The organism is Staphylococcus sp. HMSC06C11 (genome assembly GCF_001808345.1).
Lineage (GTDB): Bacteria > Bacillota > Bacilli > Staphylococcales > Staphylococcaceae > Staphylococcus > Staphylococcus capitis.
Window position 1 is genome coordinate 60,368 of record NZ_KV793040.1, and the last position, 15,191, is coordinate 75,558.

16 protein-coding genes are annotated in these 15,191 nt (G+C 33.1%); 5 read left to right on the plus strand and 11 right to left on the minus strand.

Annotated elements, in window-relative coordinates; all coding sequences use genetic code 11:
* Positions 1-151: 151 nt before the first annotated feature.
* Together HMPREF3154_RS06430 and HMPREF3154_RS06435 are read right to left on the minus strand one after the other, a co-directional pair.
* Entirely contained in the window at positions 152-478 is a 327-nt protein-coding gene (locus tag HMPREF3154_RS06430; protein ID WP_037560520.1) for a thioredoxin family protein, read from the minus strand.
* A gap of 66 nt (positions 479-544) precedes the next feature.
* Complete coding sequence (locus HMPREF3154_RS06435) at positions 545-952, minus strand: acyl-CoA thioesterase (protein ID WP_023351119.1); 408 nt, start codon at positions 950-952, stop codon at positions 545-547.
* Between the two features lie 184 nt (positions 953-1,136).
* Here HMPREF3154_RS06435 and HMPREF3154_RS06440 point away from each other — a divergent pair, with 184 nt between their 5' ends.
* Complete coding sequence (locus HMPREF3154_RS06440) at positions 1,137-2,192, plus strand: zinc-dependent alcohol dehydrogenase family protein (protein WP_023351118.1); 1,056 nt, start codon at positions 1,137-1,139, stop codon at positions 2,190-2,192.
* A gap of 112 nt (positions 2,193-2,304) precedes the next feature.
* On the opposite strand, the gene HMPREF3154_RS06445 is transcribed toward HMPREF3154_RS06440, so the two are convergent.
* The 6 genes from HMPREF3154_RS06445 to HMPREF3154_RS06470 all read right to left on the minus strand — a co-directional run bounded on the left by HMPREF3154_RS06445 (position 2,305) and on the right by HMPREF3154_RS06470 (position 9,589).
* On the minus strand, positions 2,305-3,063 hold the full coding sequence (locus HMPREF3154_RS06445; protein WP_023351117.1) for a CPBP family intramembrane glutamic endopeptidase: 759 nt from the start codon (positions 3,061-3,063) through the stop codon (positions 2,305-2,307).
* Positions 3,064-3,201: 138 nt separating this feature from the next.
* The gene (ptsG, locus tag HMPREF3154_RS06450; RefSeq protein WP_023351116.1) at positions 3,202-5,268 is read right to left on the minus strand and encodes a glucose-specific PTS transporter subunit IIBC; all 2,067 of its coding nucleotides are present in this window, start codon (positions 5,266-5,268) and stop codon (positions 3,202-3,204) included.
* Between the two features lie 259 nt (positions 5,269-5,527).
* Complete coding sequence (locus HMPREF3154_RS06455; RefSeq protein ID WP_023351115.1) at positions 5,528-7,267, minus strand: pyruvate oxidase; 1,740 nt, start codon at positions 7,265-7,267, stop codon at positions 5,528-5,530.
* Positions 7,268-7,313: 46 nt separating this feature from the next.
* Positions 7,314-8,003 (minus strand): LrgB family protein, encoded by a 690-nt coding sequence (locus tag HMPREF3154_RS06460; protein ID WP_002432680.1) that lies wholly within the window; start codon positions 8,001-8,003, stop codon positions 7,314-7,316.
* Positions 8,000-8,392 carry a CidA/LrgA family protein gene (locus HMPREF3154_RS06465; protein WP_016898577.1) on the minus strand — a complete coding sequence of 131 codons (393 nt, stop codon included), beginning with the start codon at positions 8,390-8,392 and terminating at the stop codon, positions 8,000-8,002. Before HMPREF3154_RS06465 ends, HMPREF3154_RS06460 begins: the two co-directional genes overlap by 4 nt.
* 309 nt (positions 8,393-8,701) lie before the next feature.
* Positions 8,702-9,589 carry a cidABC operon transcriptional activator CidR gene (locus HMPREF3154_RS06470; protein WP_002432609.1) on the minus strand — a complete coding sequence of 296 codons (888 nt, stop codon included), beginning with the start codon at positions 9,587-9,589 and terminating at the stop codon, positions 8,702-8,704.
* Between the two features lie 178 nt (positions 9,590-9,767).
* Between HMPREF3154_RS06470 and HMPREF3154_RS06475 the strand changes: the two genes are divergently transcribed.
* Together HMPREF3154_RS06475 and HMPREF3154_RS06480 are read left to right on the plus strand one after the other, a co-directional pair.
* Complete coding sequence (locus HMPREF3154_RS06475; protein WP_023351114.1) at positions 9,768-9,986, plus strand: sterile alpha motif-like domain-containing protein; 219 nt, start codon at positions 9,768-9,770, stop codon at positions 9,984-9,986.
* A 252-nt stretch (positions 9,987-10,238) separates the two neighbouring features.
* On the plus strand, positions 10,239-10,673 hold the full coding sequence (locus tag HMPREF3154_RS06480) for a CHAP domain-containing protein (RefSeq protein WP_002432351.1): 435 nt from the start codon (positions 10,239-10,241) through the stop codon (positions 10,671-10,673).
* Between the two features lie 81 nt (positions 10,674-10,754).
* On the opposite strand, the gene HMPREF3154_RS06485 is transcribed toward HMPREF3154_RS06480, so the two are convergent.
* The gene (locus tag HMPREF3154_RS06485) at positions 10,755-12,062 is read right to left on the minus strand and encodes a hydroxymethylglutaryl-CoA reductase, degradative (RefSeq protein ID WP_255297804.1); all 1,308 of its coding nucleotides are present in this window, start codon (positions 12,060-12,062) and stop codon (positions 10,755-10,757) included.
* 213 nt (positions 12,063-12,275) lie between these two features.
* Here HMPREF3154_RS06485 and HMPREF3154_RS06490 point away from each other — a divergent pair, with 213 nt between their 5' ends.
* Positions 12,276-13,442, plus strand: coding sequence for a hydroxymethylglutaryl-CoA synthase (locus tag HMPREF3154_RS06490; protein ID WP_070474481.1), 1,167 nt, complete (start codon positions 12,276-12,278; stop codon positions 13,440-13,442).
* 54 nt (positions 13,443-13,496) lie between these two features.
* Here the strand turns inward: HMPREF3154_RS06490 and HMPREF3154_RS06495 are convergent, their stop codons facing one another.
* A complete protein-coding gene (locus HMPREF3154_RS06495) occupies positions 13,497-14,015 on the minus strand; it encodes a methylated-DNA--[protein]-cysteine S-methyltransferase (protein WP_023351111.1) in 519 nt (172 codons plus the stop codon).
* A gap of 95 nt (positions 14,016-14,110) precedes the next feature.
* On the opposite strand from HMPREF3154_RS06495, the gene HMPREF3154_RS06500 reads away from it, so the two are divergent.
* Positions 14,111-14,428, plus strand: coding sequence for a YrhK family protein (locus HMPREF3154_RS06500; RefSeq protein WP_002432691.1), 318 nt, complete (start codon positions 14,111-14,113; stop codon positions 14,426-14,428).
* Positions 14,429-14,563: 135 nt separating this feature from the next.
* On the opposite strand, the gene HMPREF3154_RS06505 is transcribed toward HMPREF3154_RS06500, so the two are convergent.
* Positions 14,564-15,028: a hypothetical protein gene (locus HMPREF3154_RS06505; protein ID WP_002469886.1), complete on the minus strand. Its 465-nt coding sequence runs from the start codon at positions 15,026-15,028 to the stop codon at positions 14,564-14,566.
* Between the last annotated feature and the right edge of the window lie 163 nt (positions 15,029-15,191).

Genomic DNA, 15,191 nt, shown 5'->3' on the forward strand with positions numbered 1-15,191 from the left:
AGCCTCCTCCAAGTGTTTTCATTTTTTTTATGTTTGATTTTTCTTATTCTTGAAAAAGTCACACGTCTCTAATAATAACACTAAGTTTTGGTCTACCCAATCAATGAAGTTTAAATAAAAAAAGAAATGAAACAAAAGTTGTTCCATTTCTTTATTTAAGAGAATCATGCATTAACTTAAGTTGATGTTCAAACGATTGCATATCGATAAAACGTCCTTGTCTATGCATTTCCTTACCATTTAAGAAAATTAAATCTACCGGTACTGTAAAAATTGATAATTCTCCAGCAATCTCCTCTACATGAGATTGATTGACGACACCTAATTTTGCAAAAGGATATTCTTGTAATAAGTCTTGAAGTTGTGGAAGGACAGCATGACAAACGCTACAATGATCTCTCATAACATGGATAACTGCTAGTTCATTAGATTGAATAAACTGGTTAAATGCATAAATACTTTGTAATGTTTGAATCATGGTCATCACCTTCCTTTTATTTTCTATTATTATTAATTAAAACTTTTCTTTTAGCAAAGTTTTTATTTAATTTTTAAGAATATCTTGAAATACTTGTGGCATTTTTGTGATTTTTTCTCTATCTAAATCATAAAATCCACCCATTTGAGACCCTACGCAATGCACTTTATCACCTGACGCGATTTCAAATTTAAAAACCCATTTCAATTTACTAGCTTGAACAAGCCAACATCTACCCACTGGGCGATCGTGAATCGTTATAGGCACTTTATATTCAATTTCAGTTTTCATAAGGATCGGTGAAATGTGATTCTTAATCATCTCTGAGTAATTCATATATTGATTAATAAATACTGTTCGTAAGTCTTCAAACCATCTGACATAAACAATATTACTAACAATCCCCATAGCATCAATATCGTAATTATTCACTTCTATCTCTTTCTCAGCTACTAATTTACCTTCATGATTCATAACTCATTCTCCTTTACTATATTCAATTTTATTTTACAACGTTATTTACAGATTTTCATTTAGATAAACTAATTAAGATTAATATGAGTAAATTTACTATTTGTCATAAAGATGACTTAAACCGCTTACAGAAAGCATGGTATAATTATTGTGAAAATATTCACAATATTAGGAGGTCTTGCTAATGAAAGCATACAACTATGTCAAACCCGGAGTGGCTGAACTCATTGATAAAGAAAAACCAGAAATTACTGAAAGTACTGATGCTATTATAAGAATGGTTAAAACAACAATTTGTGGAACTGATTTACATATTATTAAAGGAGATACTCCTGAAGTTACTGAAAATACAACTTTAGGTCATGAAGGTATTGGTATTGTAGAATCTGTTGGTAGCAATGTTAATAACTTTAAAGTCGGTGATAAAGTTATCGTATCTGCTGTTTCTTCATGTGGTAAGTGTTACTACTGTAAAAAAGGTATATACGCTCATTGTGAAAATGATGGCGGATGGATTCTTGGGCACTTAATCAATGGTACTCAAGCTGAGTATGTTAAAGTTCCTTTCGCAGATAACTCTTTATATCATGCACCCGCTTCTTTACCTGATGAAGCACTTGTAATGCTATCAGATATTTTACCAACAGGTTATGAAATTGGTGTATTAAAAGGAAAGGTCAAACCAGGAAGCACTGTTGCAATAGTAGGTGCTGGTCCAGTTGGTTTAGCTACACTGTTAACTGCACAATTCTTCTCTCCTTCTAAAATAATCATGATTGATTTAGACGATAACCGATTACAAACAGCCCGCTCTCTTGGTGCAACGCATTTAATTAATTCTAAAAATGTCGAAGAGGCTATACAAAAAGTGAAAGAATTAAATCCTCGCGGTGTAGATGTAGCCATTGAGGCAGTAGGTATCCCACAAACTTTTGACTTATGTCAAAAACTCATTGGTGTCGATGGTACGATTGCGAACGTCGGCGTTCATGGTCTACCTGTTCAATTTGATATAGACAAACTTTGGATTAAAAATATCAATGTAACCACAGGATTAGTTTCTGGTAATACAACTGAAGAATTGTTAGAAGCATTAAAAAGTAAAATTATTCAACCTGAACAATTAGTTACACATTATAGTAAATTAAGTGATATTGAAAATGCCTACGAATTATTTAGAAATGCAACTGACCATAAAGCAATTAAGTTACTTATAGAGAATGATATTACTCCAGTATAATATACCCTTTTTTAAACACTAAAAAAATAAGCATTTAATTCTTACTTAATCATTATGTGACAGATGACCAAGTTTGAATTAAATGCTTTTTGCTAAATCAAAACTTTCATTATTATTTAAAATAGAAATATAAATAAATAATTAAAAAAGGTAGCGTTGTTAAAGAATTGTTAAATATATGTACCATCATACTGTCCTTCAAGTTTCGCCTTCTATCATAAGCAATATAGAGAATAATTCCCATTAAAAAATAAATTGCATAAGAAAATATATTTGATGATAGATGTTGAGAGCTGAATATCAATGATGAGAAAATTAAGGGTAGCCAAAAGCGGCATTTCATAAATAAAGTTTCCTTAAAGATTCCTCTAAATACCAATTCTTCTAAATATGGTCCTATGATACAAAGACACAATACGGTTACTAATACAATAGTGGGATGAGGTAAATGGCTTTTATCCATAAGTGAACTTAAACTGTCATCTATTGTTTCCTGATTTTGTGTGTTTGAATTACCTGTAAAAATAAACATTAAAGCATTCGCACTAATACTACAGAGAATTACGAGAAAGAAAAAACCAATATTGATAAAGATATCTTTAATACTCATCTTAAAATCTTGATATTCATAAGTACGATATAAATAATAGGATCTTATCCCCCAAATGATTAAAAGTGTAATTCCTAGAATAAACATACTCATCGCTATTGTATACCAATCATTCAGTCTTAAAGATAATGGAAGTGCAACAAGTGATAAACCCACAGGAACTTGTATTACGACTACCATTATTACGTAAATGAGAACATTGATTATCTTGTTCCCTTGATGACTAACTCTAGAATTCTTGTTTATTTTAGAATCACACATACTTTTAACCTCCAGCTTTAGTGATAACATTTATGTAACTTACATTACTACATTGCTATTTATTGTTATCGTTGTCAATGTTATACAAAAAAAGTGCACATCTTTGAAATCTCAAAAATATGCACTACCAATTATGTGTTATTTAATTTTCATTATAACTTTTCCCGGATCTACAGATTTAACATCTTCAATTGTTAATGTTTTATCACCTAAATTTGTGATAATTACCGGCGTAACAATACTTGGTGCGTTATCTTTTAGATAAGCTAAATCAATTTTCATTAAAGGTTGACCTTGTGTTACAGTTTCATCAGCTTGAACAAAGCTTTCAAAGCCCTGTCCATTCAGTTTAACTGTATCGATACCAATGTGAATTAAGACTTCTACACCTGTATCTGATTCTAAACCAATCGCATGTTTCGTTGGGAAGATGGTTTTCACGTTACCATCAAAAGGTGCTACGATTTCGCCTTTTTCAGGAATGAAACCTACGCCATCGCCCATCATTTTTTCAGAGAAAACTTTATCCGGAACATCCGTTAATGGAATCATTTGACCATGTCCAGGTGAATAAATTTCAGTTTCAATGACGTCTTCTACATGAACTGGTTCATCAGAAATCTCTTCAGTTACTGTTGTCTCACTAGGTTTAGTAATTTCTCCACTCATAATCTTTGCCATGTCATGCTTAATTTGATCTGATTTTGGGCCAAATATAGCTTGCATGTTATTTCCTACTTCTAGAACTCCAGAGGCACCTAACGCTTTCAATCCTTGAACGTCTACCTTCGATTTATCTGCGACTTCAACTCTAAGACGTGTAATACAAGCATCTAGATGTTTAATATTTTCTTTACCGCCCATAGCATCTAATACATCAAATGGTAATTTAGCAACACTTGAATTGCGTATCTCTTGTTCTTTATCTTCACGACCAGGTGTTTTTAATTTGAATTTTCTAATTGCAAAGTCAAATAAGAAGTAATACACAATCGCATACACAATACCTACTGGAATAACCCAAAGCGCGTTTGTGCGATGCCAGTTAAGTAAACCGTATAAAATATAATCAATAAACCCTCCGGAGAAAGTCATACCTATTTTTACACCTAACAAGTGCATGACCAAGAAAGAAGTACCTGCTAAAAATACATGAATCACATATAAAATGGGTGCCACAAATAAAAATGAGAACTCTAATGGTTCAGTAATACCTGTTAAGAAAGAAGTTAAAGCTGCTGATAACATTAAACCTCCAACAACTTTCTTACGTTCTGGGCGAGCATTTTTATAAATGGCGAATGCTGCCGCTGGTAAACCAAACATCATGAATGGATATTTACCTGTAGTGAATGCGCCAGCTGTAAATGGCACGCCATCTTTCAATTGTGCCATCCAAATTCTTTGGTCTCCACGTACTAAATCTCCAGCATGGTTCGTATAATGGCCAAATTCAAACCAGAATGGTGCATAGAAAATGTGATGCAGACCGAATGGAATAAGTGATCGCTCAATAATACCAAAAATAAACGTAGTTAAAGTTAAGTTCTTATTCAATAAGAAGTTTGAAAGACCATTTAAACCATCTTGAATAGGCGGCCAAACAAAACTTAATATGATACCTGTCGCAATTGCGACAACTGATGTCACGATAGGTACAAAACGCTTCCCTGCAAAGAAACCTAAGAATGCTGGTAATGTAATGTTATAAAATTTGTTATAACACCATGCAGCTAAGGCCCCCATGATAATACCACCGAATACACCTGTTTGAAGTGTCGGAATTCCAAGAATTAATGCATGAGCAGGATCTTTAGCTGCTTGGCTTAATTCCTTAGCACCATTTGCGTATGAGAATATATCATCAATAGTGATATGTAGTACTTTACCCATTGTCGCATTCATAATAAGGTAACCTACTAGTGCTGCAAGTGCTGCTACACCGTCTCCTCCTGCTAAACCAAGTGCTGTTCCGATTGCAAATAATAATGGTAAATTGTCAAAAACCACTTGTCCTGAGGCTTCCATAACTGAAGAAATTGCTACAAACACAGGATGGTTTAACCACGGTGCAAGGTGAACAAGTTGTTCATTATGCATTGCATTACCAAATGCAAGCAAGATTCCGGCAGCAGGTAATATTGCTACTGGTAGCATTAATGCTTTACCAATACGTTGTAACTGCCCAAATAGCTTTTTAAACATATTAAACATTCCTCTCCATCTATAGTTGATACATGTAATGGCATAAAAAAAGACATGAACAAACAAGACCATCATTTTCTTTAATAACTCAAAAAGATGGTAAACCTCATTTGCTCATGCCTGCATAACCAGTAACACGCAATATTTAATATTTATTTACACTAAGTATACACAGTTAATAAAGCGTTTACAAGACAATTTTTTTATTTTTTATATAAAAAGAACCCGACTTAATAAGTCGAGTTCTGTAAATCATCTATTATAAGAAACGTTTAGCTGCTACAGAGATTGGTGGGATTTGATCAAAGTCTAAGTTTTTATCTTCAGTGATTGATCTGTAAGCCCATCTACTATAACCTAATGCTTCTTCGTTAACGATTTTACCTGGTAATGGTGCAGCGTTTGGATCAACGTGTACGTCTACGATAGTTGGAACGTCTTGAGCCATAGCTTCTTCAACGATATCGTCTAAACGACTAGCATCTCTAACAACATAACCTTTACCACCAGCAGCTTCAGCGAATTTAGCGTGATCCATATCAGAGAAATCAATCGCATATTCTAATTCACCAGCAGCTTGTTGTTCATATTTAATGAATGATAATTGTTTATTGTTTAATACGAATACAGTCATTGGTAAATCATATTGAACTGCAGTTGCGAAGTCTTGCATTACCATTTGGAATGCGCCGTCACCAGCGATAGCAACAGCTTGACGGTTAGGGTAAGCAATTTTAGCTGCCATAGCACCTGGAAGACCGCAACCCATAGTACCTAACCAACTTGAGATGATGAATTTGTTATTAACTGATAAGTTTAGGTAACGAGTTGACCAAACTGTAGCAGTACCAACGTCTGCTGAGATAATAGCATCATCTTTTAAGTTAGCATTGATTGCTTTCATTAAGCGTTCTGGACGTAATGGTGATTTATTATTATTTTTATCTTGTTCCATCCATTTATCCCAAACAGCTTTACGTTCTAATGTTTTATCTAAGAATTGACGTTTAGCAACGTGTTTAATATTTTCAGTTAGTTGATGGAAAGCAACTTTACTATCGCCTAAAATACCAACATTGATGTTGAAACGATGACCTAAGTTAGCTTCGTTTGTATCAATTTGGATAGCTTTAATGTTTTTCTTAGGTAGATAGTCTACGTAAGGATAGTTTGTACCAGCCATGATTAATAAATCAGCATCTTGGATTGTTTGATAAGATGTTTTAGTACCAATTTTACCTAAGTTACCAATGCTGTATGGATGATCATCAGGTAAGATTGTTTTAGCTGGTAATGTGTGAATTACTGGGATTTTAGCAGCTTCGATAAATTCACGTAATTCTTCTTTAGCGTGTTGAGTACCCATACCAATAATCATTACTGGTTTTTTAGCTTTATCAATTAATTTAGCAGCTTTTTTAATGCTCTTGAATTTAGGAGATACTGGTTTAGGTTTAGTAGTATCTACTGCACGGTTTGTAGTATCTTTAATTTTTTGAGTTAATAAGTCGTTAGGACAAATAACTACCGCTACACCTTTTTTCTCATAAGCTGTACGGATTGCTTCATTAACGATTTCAAATACGTTGTCACCTTTTTGGATTTGGTGGTTGTATACAGCAACGTCTTCACATAATTTAGAAAGATTAGTCTCTTGGAATGCTTTAGTACCTAATAAAGTACTATTAGTTTGACCTGATAAAATTAATTGAGGAACGTTGTCCATTTTAGCATCATACATACCGTTTAATAAGTGAACTAAACCAGGTCCACCGATACTTAATGCAACACCAATTTTACCTGTCATTTTTGTGTAACTACCAGCAGCTAAACTTGCTACTTCTTCGTGACGAACGTGGTAGAATTTAAATTGATCTCTTACTGTACGTAAGCTATCTACTACTGCGTCAATTGAGTCACCTGGAATACCATATAAGTGGTCAATATCCCAAGCTTGTAATGCTTTAACTAATGCTTCATTTGCTTTAATTTTTGCCATTTTTACAAATAGCCTCCCTTTCTAGTATACGAGTACATCTTTCCCTTTAGTAAAACACTAAAATCAGTATTGGTATTAAGACTGAACTTATGACAGCCGTAAGAATCATACCAATAGAACTAAATGCTCCTGATTCTATATCTAATTCCAATGCTTTTGCAGTACCGAAGGCGTGTGAAGCATTTCCATAAGTTAATCCTCTAGCAATAGAGGATTTGAAACCTCCCATACGCAATAACATTGAACCTAAAATACTGCCGATTAAACCTGTAGTTATAATAAAGAGTACAGTCATTGTATCTGTGCCTCCCAATTCTTGGGAAACTTCAATACCAACTGCTGCAGTGATTGATCTTGGTAACAGGGTGACAATCGTGTCTTTAGAATAACCAAAGATTTTCAACGTTGTAAATACTAACACAAAATTAAGAAGTACACCAGTCAGTACGCTTGCAAAAATGATAGACAGATATTTCTTTATTTTGTGTCTGTTTTCATATAGTGGATAAGCAAGACAGACGACTGTTGCATTTAATACATGGTTAATCCATGTACCACCTTTCATATACCCTTTGTAACTCACTCCGAAAACTAATAGTATAATTATTATCCCAATTGATGCTATCAGCGCAGGGTTTAATAATGGATTTTTATATTTATCTTGGAGTCGCTTAGAACCATAGTACAAAATGACTGTTAATAATATCATGAGAACGGCTTGTAAATAATCATTCATGACTGATCTGTCCCTTTAGTTATTTTGTCTTTTCCTACCATTTTTTCAGCTATAAAGCCTGAAGATAAAGCAACTACACATGTACCTATAATAATTACGATAAAGAATAATACATAATTTAACGTAATATCAGAAGCTACATCCATAATACCTACCACTGATGGGATAAAGAAAAATACCATTGTCTTGAGTAAGAAATTAGCCCCTACATCAATCCAACTTTCTGGAATAATCTTAAACTGTAAAAGTAAGAAGAACAAAATTAAACCAACTATACTACCTGCTAGTGGGATGTGTAATAATTTCTGCACTTCTGTTCCTATATAGGTAATCAGTAATATCAGTGCAAGTTGAAGTACTAACTTAACCAAAAATTTAGCCCTATACATAGTCAACATCCCTTTCTATCAAATTGTGTCTAAATTGTTACTAACTTTTTTCATTGTTATTTATTATTATAATACTGACTCTTCTATAGTAAAAATACATTTTAAGAATGTTTTCTATTCCTCTAATCTATGAAACCGTTTACATATCATCCTCAATTCTTAATCTCTGAATCGTCAACTGTTATTAGCATTGATTTGTAACGTAAAAATACAAATTTATCATGACTCAATAGCCAACTTATAAATAAAAGATATGAACTGGCTATTGTAGTCTTAATAATCAATTACAATTGAGGCGAACATATTACTCTACTTTTGTTCAGTCAATTTTTCTTTTAAGAACTCTATCCATTTATTTGTCGCATGACTTAAACGCTTATCTTTTTTCCACACTACGCCAAGTTCCCATTCTGTATTAGCATTTTCGAGTTGAATCATTTTCACATCATCATTTAATAACTCTGAGATAGTTGCAGGTAATATTGTAATTCCTAACTTATTGATGATGAGATTCTCGATAACGTTCCATTGTGAAATTTGAGAAGCCATATTAGGAACGAACCCAGCGTTTTTAGCATTTTCGATAATTTTATCATTCAAATAAAAATCTTCATTAAATAGTATAAAATTCTCTTCAGCGAGTTCCTCCATCTTAATTTTAGTTTTATAAGCTAATGGATGTTCCCTATGTAATACTACTCTTAAATCTTCTTTATTGAGTGAAATAGATTCAAATAAATGATGATCGACCGGTAAAGTCGTTACACCGATATCCACTTCATCATTTAAGATGAGGTTCTCTGTGGTTTTCCCTCCACTTTCGATAAGATTGTAAGTGATATTTGGATATAATTGATGAAAATCACCCAAAATCCCTATAAATTTACGCATACTCATAACTGCAGACATACTAATGTTAATATGCCCTGTTTCTAACCCATACAGACTATTAATTTCTGTAGGCAAGTTATCATATAAAGAAATAATTTCTTTACATTTATTGAAGAAAATTTTCCCAGCATCTGTAAGTACTAAATTTCTTTTACTTCTATCGAATAAGGGGACAGCCATTTCTGCTTCGATATCTTTAATTGCTTTACTTATTGTAGGCTGAGCGATGTATAAAGATTTAGATGCGTTTGTCATTCCACCTTGTTTTACGACTTCGACGAAATATTTCATGTGTTTAATGTCCACGCATATCCCCCTTTTTTATAAATAATATATTAATTATACAATATGATTGACCTTTTTAGCGATTAATAATTTTCCTAAAAGAATTGCATAGTCAAAATTCTTTATTAACAAGTATTTTTAAATAATTAAAATATGTTACAATGTCTGTGGCTCATATTACATTTTTTGAGGTGAGGAATTGAGCTTTTACGAATTTATGCAAAGTTTCCATGGTGATGACACATCGTTAGGTGAATTGGTTGATTGGATTAATCAAGATATCAATTTTCCTAAAGAAGTGAAGAGCCATAGTGAAATATTGACATATTTTCGAAATAATCCATGTCCTGAAAACATACCTGTGACAGTGATCAAACGCGCACTTGCTGTTTTCAACCAATTCACCCAAAATGTATAATGACCGTTAATACATTACGTTTAACATATTCTTTATACATGAATGCATGGAGTTAATCATCTCGCAAGACGTCCTACGGGGCGTCTTTTTCATTGTAAATTGCATACAATATTAACTTTATTACAAAAAGAAATACAATATTTCAAGAACATTACATTTGCTTGTACAATTCGTTTCTTATATTGTATTACGTATTTTTAAAGATTATTATATATACGGTTAAAAAATAAATACATTTTTTGGGGAGAAGCAATGAAACTTAAAAAATTATTATCACGTATTATTATCGCTACTGGAATCATGTTCACTGGAACTTTAACATATCAAACTATAGAACATACGCACGTATCACACGCTGCTTCATATAATTATTACAGCAAACATCAATGCACTTGGTGGGCCTATAAACGTCGAGTTCAATTAGGAAAGCCTGTTTCTAATAGATGGGGAAATGCTAGGAACTGGTACTACAACGCACGCCGTTCAGGTTACTCAACGGGACACAAACCAAAAAAATACGCTGTTATGCAATCTACTGCAGGTTATTATGGGCACGTGGCAATTGTAGAGAAAGTTTACAATAGTGGAAGCATTAAAATCTCAGAGTATAATTATAATGTTCCTTTAGGTTACGGAACACGTATTATTAGTAAATCATCAGCACGTCATTATAATTATATTTATTAATATAAAATAAGCCATCAAACAAGTATGAAACCATATCAACATTTACTTATGGAATTCATTACCCGTTTGATGGCTTTTTAATTATGATTGACGTAATTTTTCTAAAATTTCTTTAGCTTTAGCTGTATTAGCGCGTGTTTCATGTTTCAATGCTTCCGCAACTTTAGCAATTTCTTCACCTTGTGCTCCAACAACAATTGCTAATGATTTATATTGTAAGCTCATATGTCCTTGCTGTATACCTTCTGATACAAGCGCACGACAAGCTGAAAAGTTTTGAGCTAAACCAACTGCAGCTACAACATGACCTAACTCTTGGGCTGACGCTACATTGAGTAAATCGAGCGAAGCTTTTGCAATAGGTAATACCTTCGTGCCACCACCCACAATCGCCAAGGTCATAGGCACTTCAATTGTACCGATTAATTTTCCACGTTCTTTATCATATTTCCAAGTCGCAATTCCTCTATATTGACCATCACGACTAGCATATGCATGTGCACTCGCTTCAGCACCTCTTGTATCGTTACCTGTAGCAAGAACTACTGCGTGAATACCATTCATTACACCTTTGTTGTGAGTAGCTGCACGATGAATATCAACTTGAGCTAATACTGAGGCACGTTCCATACGGTGTGCTACCTCTTCGCCACTTCTCTCACCTCTATTTAAATCGTTAACATCTATTTCGCCTTGCACTTTAACTACTGAAGCCGTCGCGTGATTAGATAAAATACTCATTAAAACATCTTTTTCAGGGAATTCGTTTTTAAGATGAGCAGTGATTGCTTCAAGAATTGTATTTAACATATTAGCGCCCATCGCATCTTTAGTATCAACATATACTTTCAATGATAGTAAATGTTGCTCAGGGAACGTATCTATTTCAATACGTTGGTAACCGCCCCCACGTTCTTTAATAGATGGATAAGCCTCATCAGCAATTTGATGTATTTGTGGTTCAAGTGCTTGGATATCTTTAGATAATTGTTCTGTATCTTCAATATCGTCAAACACAATTTGACCGATCATTAATCTTTGACTTGAGATTGTTTTAAAGCCACCACTTTGGTTAACAAGTTTCGCTCCATAACTTGCGGCAGCCACTACTGAAGGCTCTTCAACCATCATTGGCACCACATATTCTTTATCATCAACAATAATTTTAGGTAATAGTCCAACTGGTAGAGTGCCTTGACCAATTACATTCTCAATCAAACTATTTGCCACTTCTTCATTAATAAGAGGATGACTAAGTAATGAATCATAATTATCAGTATTGAGCCATCCATACTCGACTAATTGCTTTAATTTATCCTCTCGAGATAAATGTCTAAATCCTTTTTCTAAACTTTTCATGAGTAAACTCCTTTTATATGTATCTTTCAAGTTATTTTAAACTTTTAAATATTTATTTTCCGGAAAATTAAATTTCCAATCATACCATATAGACGATTAATTTAATGATAACAATTCATCGTGTAAAACGCTTACATTTCTATTATACTTTGATGAAATATTCTGTTATATTTCATTGTATAACATTGTATTGGTTTGATATGATACTAATGCTACTTTAAAACTGAAAGGATGATTCGCCTTATGAACATAGGTATCGATAAAATAAACTTTTATGTACCAAAATATTATGTAGACATGGCAAAGCTTGCAGAAGCACGCCAAGTTGATCCAAGTAAATTCTTAATAGGAATCGGACAAACTGAAATGGCAGTAAGTCCTGTCAACCAAGATATCGTATCGATGGGTGCTAATGCTGCTAAAGATATTATAACAGACGAAGATAAAAAGAATATTGGAATGGTAATTGTAGCAACTGAATCTGCTATTGATAATGCCAAAGCTGCAGCAGTTCAAATTCATAATTTATTAGGTATTCAACCCTTCGCACGTTGCTTTGAAATGAAAGAAGCATGTTATGCTGCAACTCCTGCAATCCAACTTGCTAAAGACTATCTTGCACAACGTCCCAACGAGAAAGTTCTAGTTATCGCAAGTGATACTGCACGTTATGGTATTAACTCAGGCGGAGAACCTACTCAAGGGGCTGGTGCTGTAGCAATGATGATTTCTCATGAGCCTAGCATATTAACATTAAACGAGGATGCAGTTGCTTATACCGAAGATGTTTACGACTTCTGGCGTCCTACAGGTCACAAATACCCACTCGTTGCAGGTGCACTATCTAAAGACGCTTACATTAAATCATTCCAAGAAAGCTGGAATGAATATGCACGCCGTCAAGGTAAAACACTATCTGATTTCGAATCGCTTTGCTTCCATGTACCTTTCACCAAAATGGGTAAAAAAGCTTTAGATTCTATCATTGATAATGCTGATGAAACTACACAAGAACGCTTAAAATCAGGATATGAAGATGCAGTATATTATAACCGTTATGTTGGCAACATCTATACTGGTTCATTATACTTAAGTTTAATTTCATTACTAGAAACACGTGACCTTAAAGGTGGTCAAACAATTGGTTTATTTAGTTATGGCTCAGGTTCTGTTGGCGAATTCTTCAGTGCAACACTTGTAGACGGTTTCGAAAAACATCTAGACATTGAAGGACACAAAGCATTGTTAAACAATCGTACAGAAGTTTCTGTCGAAGAATACGAATCATTCTTTAAACGTTTTGATGATTTAGAATTCAATCACGACATTGAACAATCAGATAAAGACAATGATCTCTTCTACTTAAAAGACATTAATGACGATATTCGTGAATATCATATTGCAGAATAAATCATGGACAAATATCAAAGCTTGGAAGTCTTACCTAAGACTCCCAAGCTTTCTTTATGGCTTTGTACTATATTTCGGTCTATAAAGCTGAGACATATCAACATTTTCAATTTCTAGCAATTTAATTTTATTATCTATCGTGCCACCGTAACCTGTTAAACTTCCTTCCTTACCTACCACACGATGACAAGGTATGATGATAGAAATCGGATTACGACCTACTGCCCCTCCTACAGCTTGAGCAGACATTTTTGGCTTACCTAACTTTTGACCAACACTTTTTGCAATGTTTCCATATGTTTCTAAGTCTCCATATGCTATTTTTATTAACTCATCCCAGACCTCACGCTGAAAGTCGCTTCCATGTGGTGCTAATGTAAAATCTATAACTGGATGATTACCTTCAAAATATTGTTCTAGCCACTGAGTCACTTTTTGAAATAGTGGTAAGTCCCCTTTTGTTTTAACATTTTCTATATGTTGGCTCGGATATAAAAGATGCGTAAGTGCAGAACCATCACTAATTAATTGCAGTTCACCTAGTGGGGATTGAAATTTCGTTTGATATTGCATTTCAATAACTCCTTTATCATATAATACGATTGCTAAGTTTAACTCTATTATTGAATGGGAATTTTTAACTCAATAAACATAGTGGAGGTAATAATATGATTCAGCATAAAAACGATGTAGATCTTCATTTTAATAAAAATAACTTAAGTCCTAAAAGTCAAAACCATGCCAATGAAATTACTACTTTTTACAAAGCACTGTATCAAATTAATGATATCGTGTTAGGTTTAATATTTCTGGTTGGAAGCTTTCTCTTCTTTAGCGATAAAACAATGATAGCCGGCACAGTCCTCTTTGTTATCGGTAGTCTTCAAATGACAGCACGACCAATTATCTCATTTATACATGATCTCAAATTATCTAATTATTATAGACGCCTATATAAAGATGAATTAAAAAATCAATCTGAATGAAAGTTGTGTGGTTATAGCATTCTTAAGTTTGTTTTAATATACTAGTGAATCGTAATAATTTTAATAAACATAAGTTGAATACTTTAAAAGCTGAGGCAATAAATGCCTCAGCTTTTCACATATCATAAAAATTAATTATTCAAAATTATATAGTTCATAACCTTTATCTTTCGCATACTCTAAAGCGACAAGTTCTAAAATATTTATAAAGGCAGGTTCATCTTTAACTTTAATATATTGGAAAGTTAAACTATGTTCTTGAGCAGTGATACTTTTTAAATCAGATTGATCTAAGTTTTTACTTTGGGCAAACCCTTTTCTAAACTTTGTTGTACCGCTATCTGAATGAGAGTTATATTGTCCTAATTTAGTGTATAAGTCTTTATTTATAGGTTTATAAGTCGTTGAGTACCCACCAGTTTGTCCTACGTAAACTGGTTTCTTTTGATCAAAAATAACATAAACCCCATACTTATCTTTGACTTTCTCACGATCTTCTTTTGTGAAAGCCAAAGCTTCTTTTTTATCATATTTAAATAACTTTTTTAATTTCTTCTTATTATCCTCTAGTAAGCTATCTAGTTTCTTGCTACCTTTCATTTATTAAATCCTCCGTATTAATAAAAATTTACATTCTAAAAAAATAGTTACATATAATATATCACTTTTTAAAAAGTTTAATCATTAGAAAAGTAAATTAATAATAACTCAATATTTACTTAATATAAAAACTTCCCTACTCTTATTTATTAAAATGAGTAGA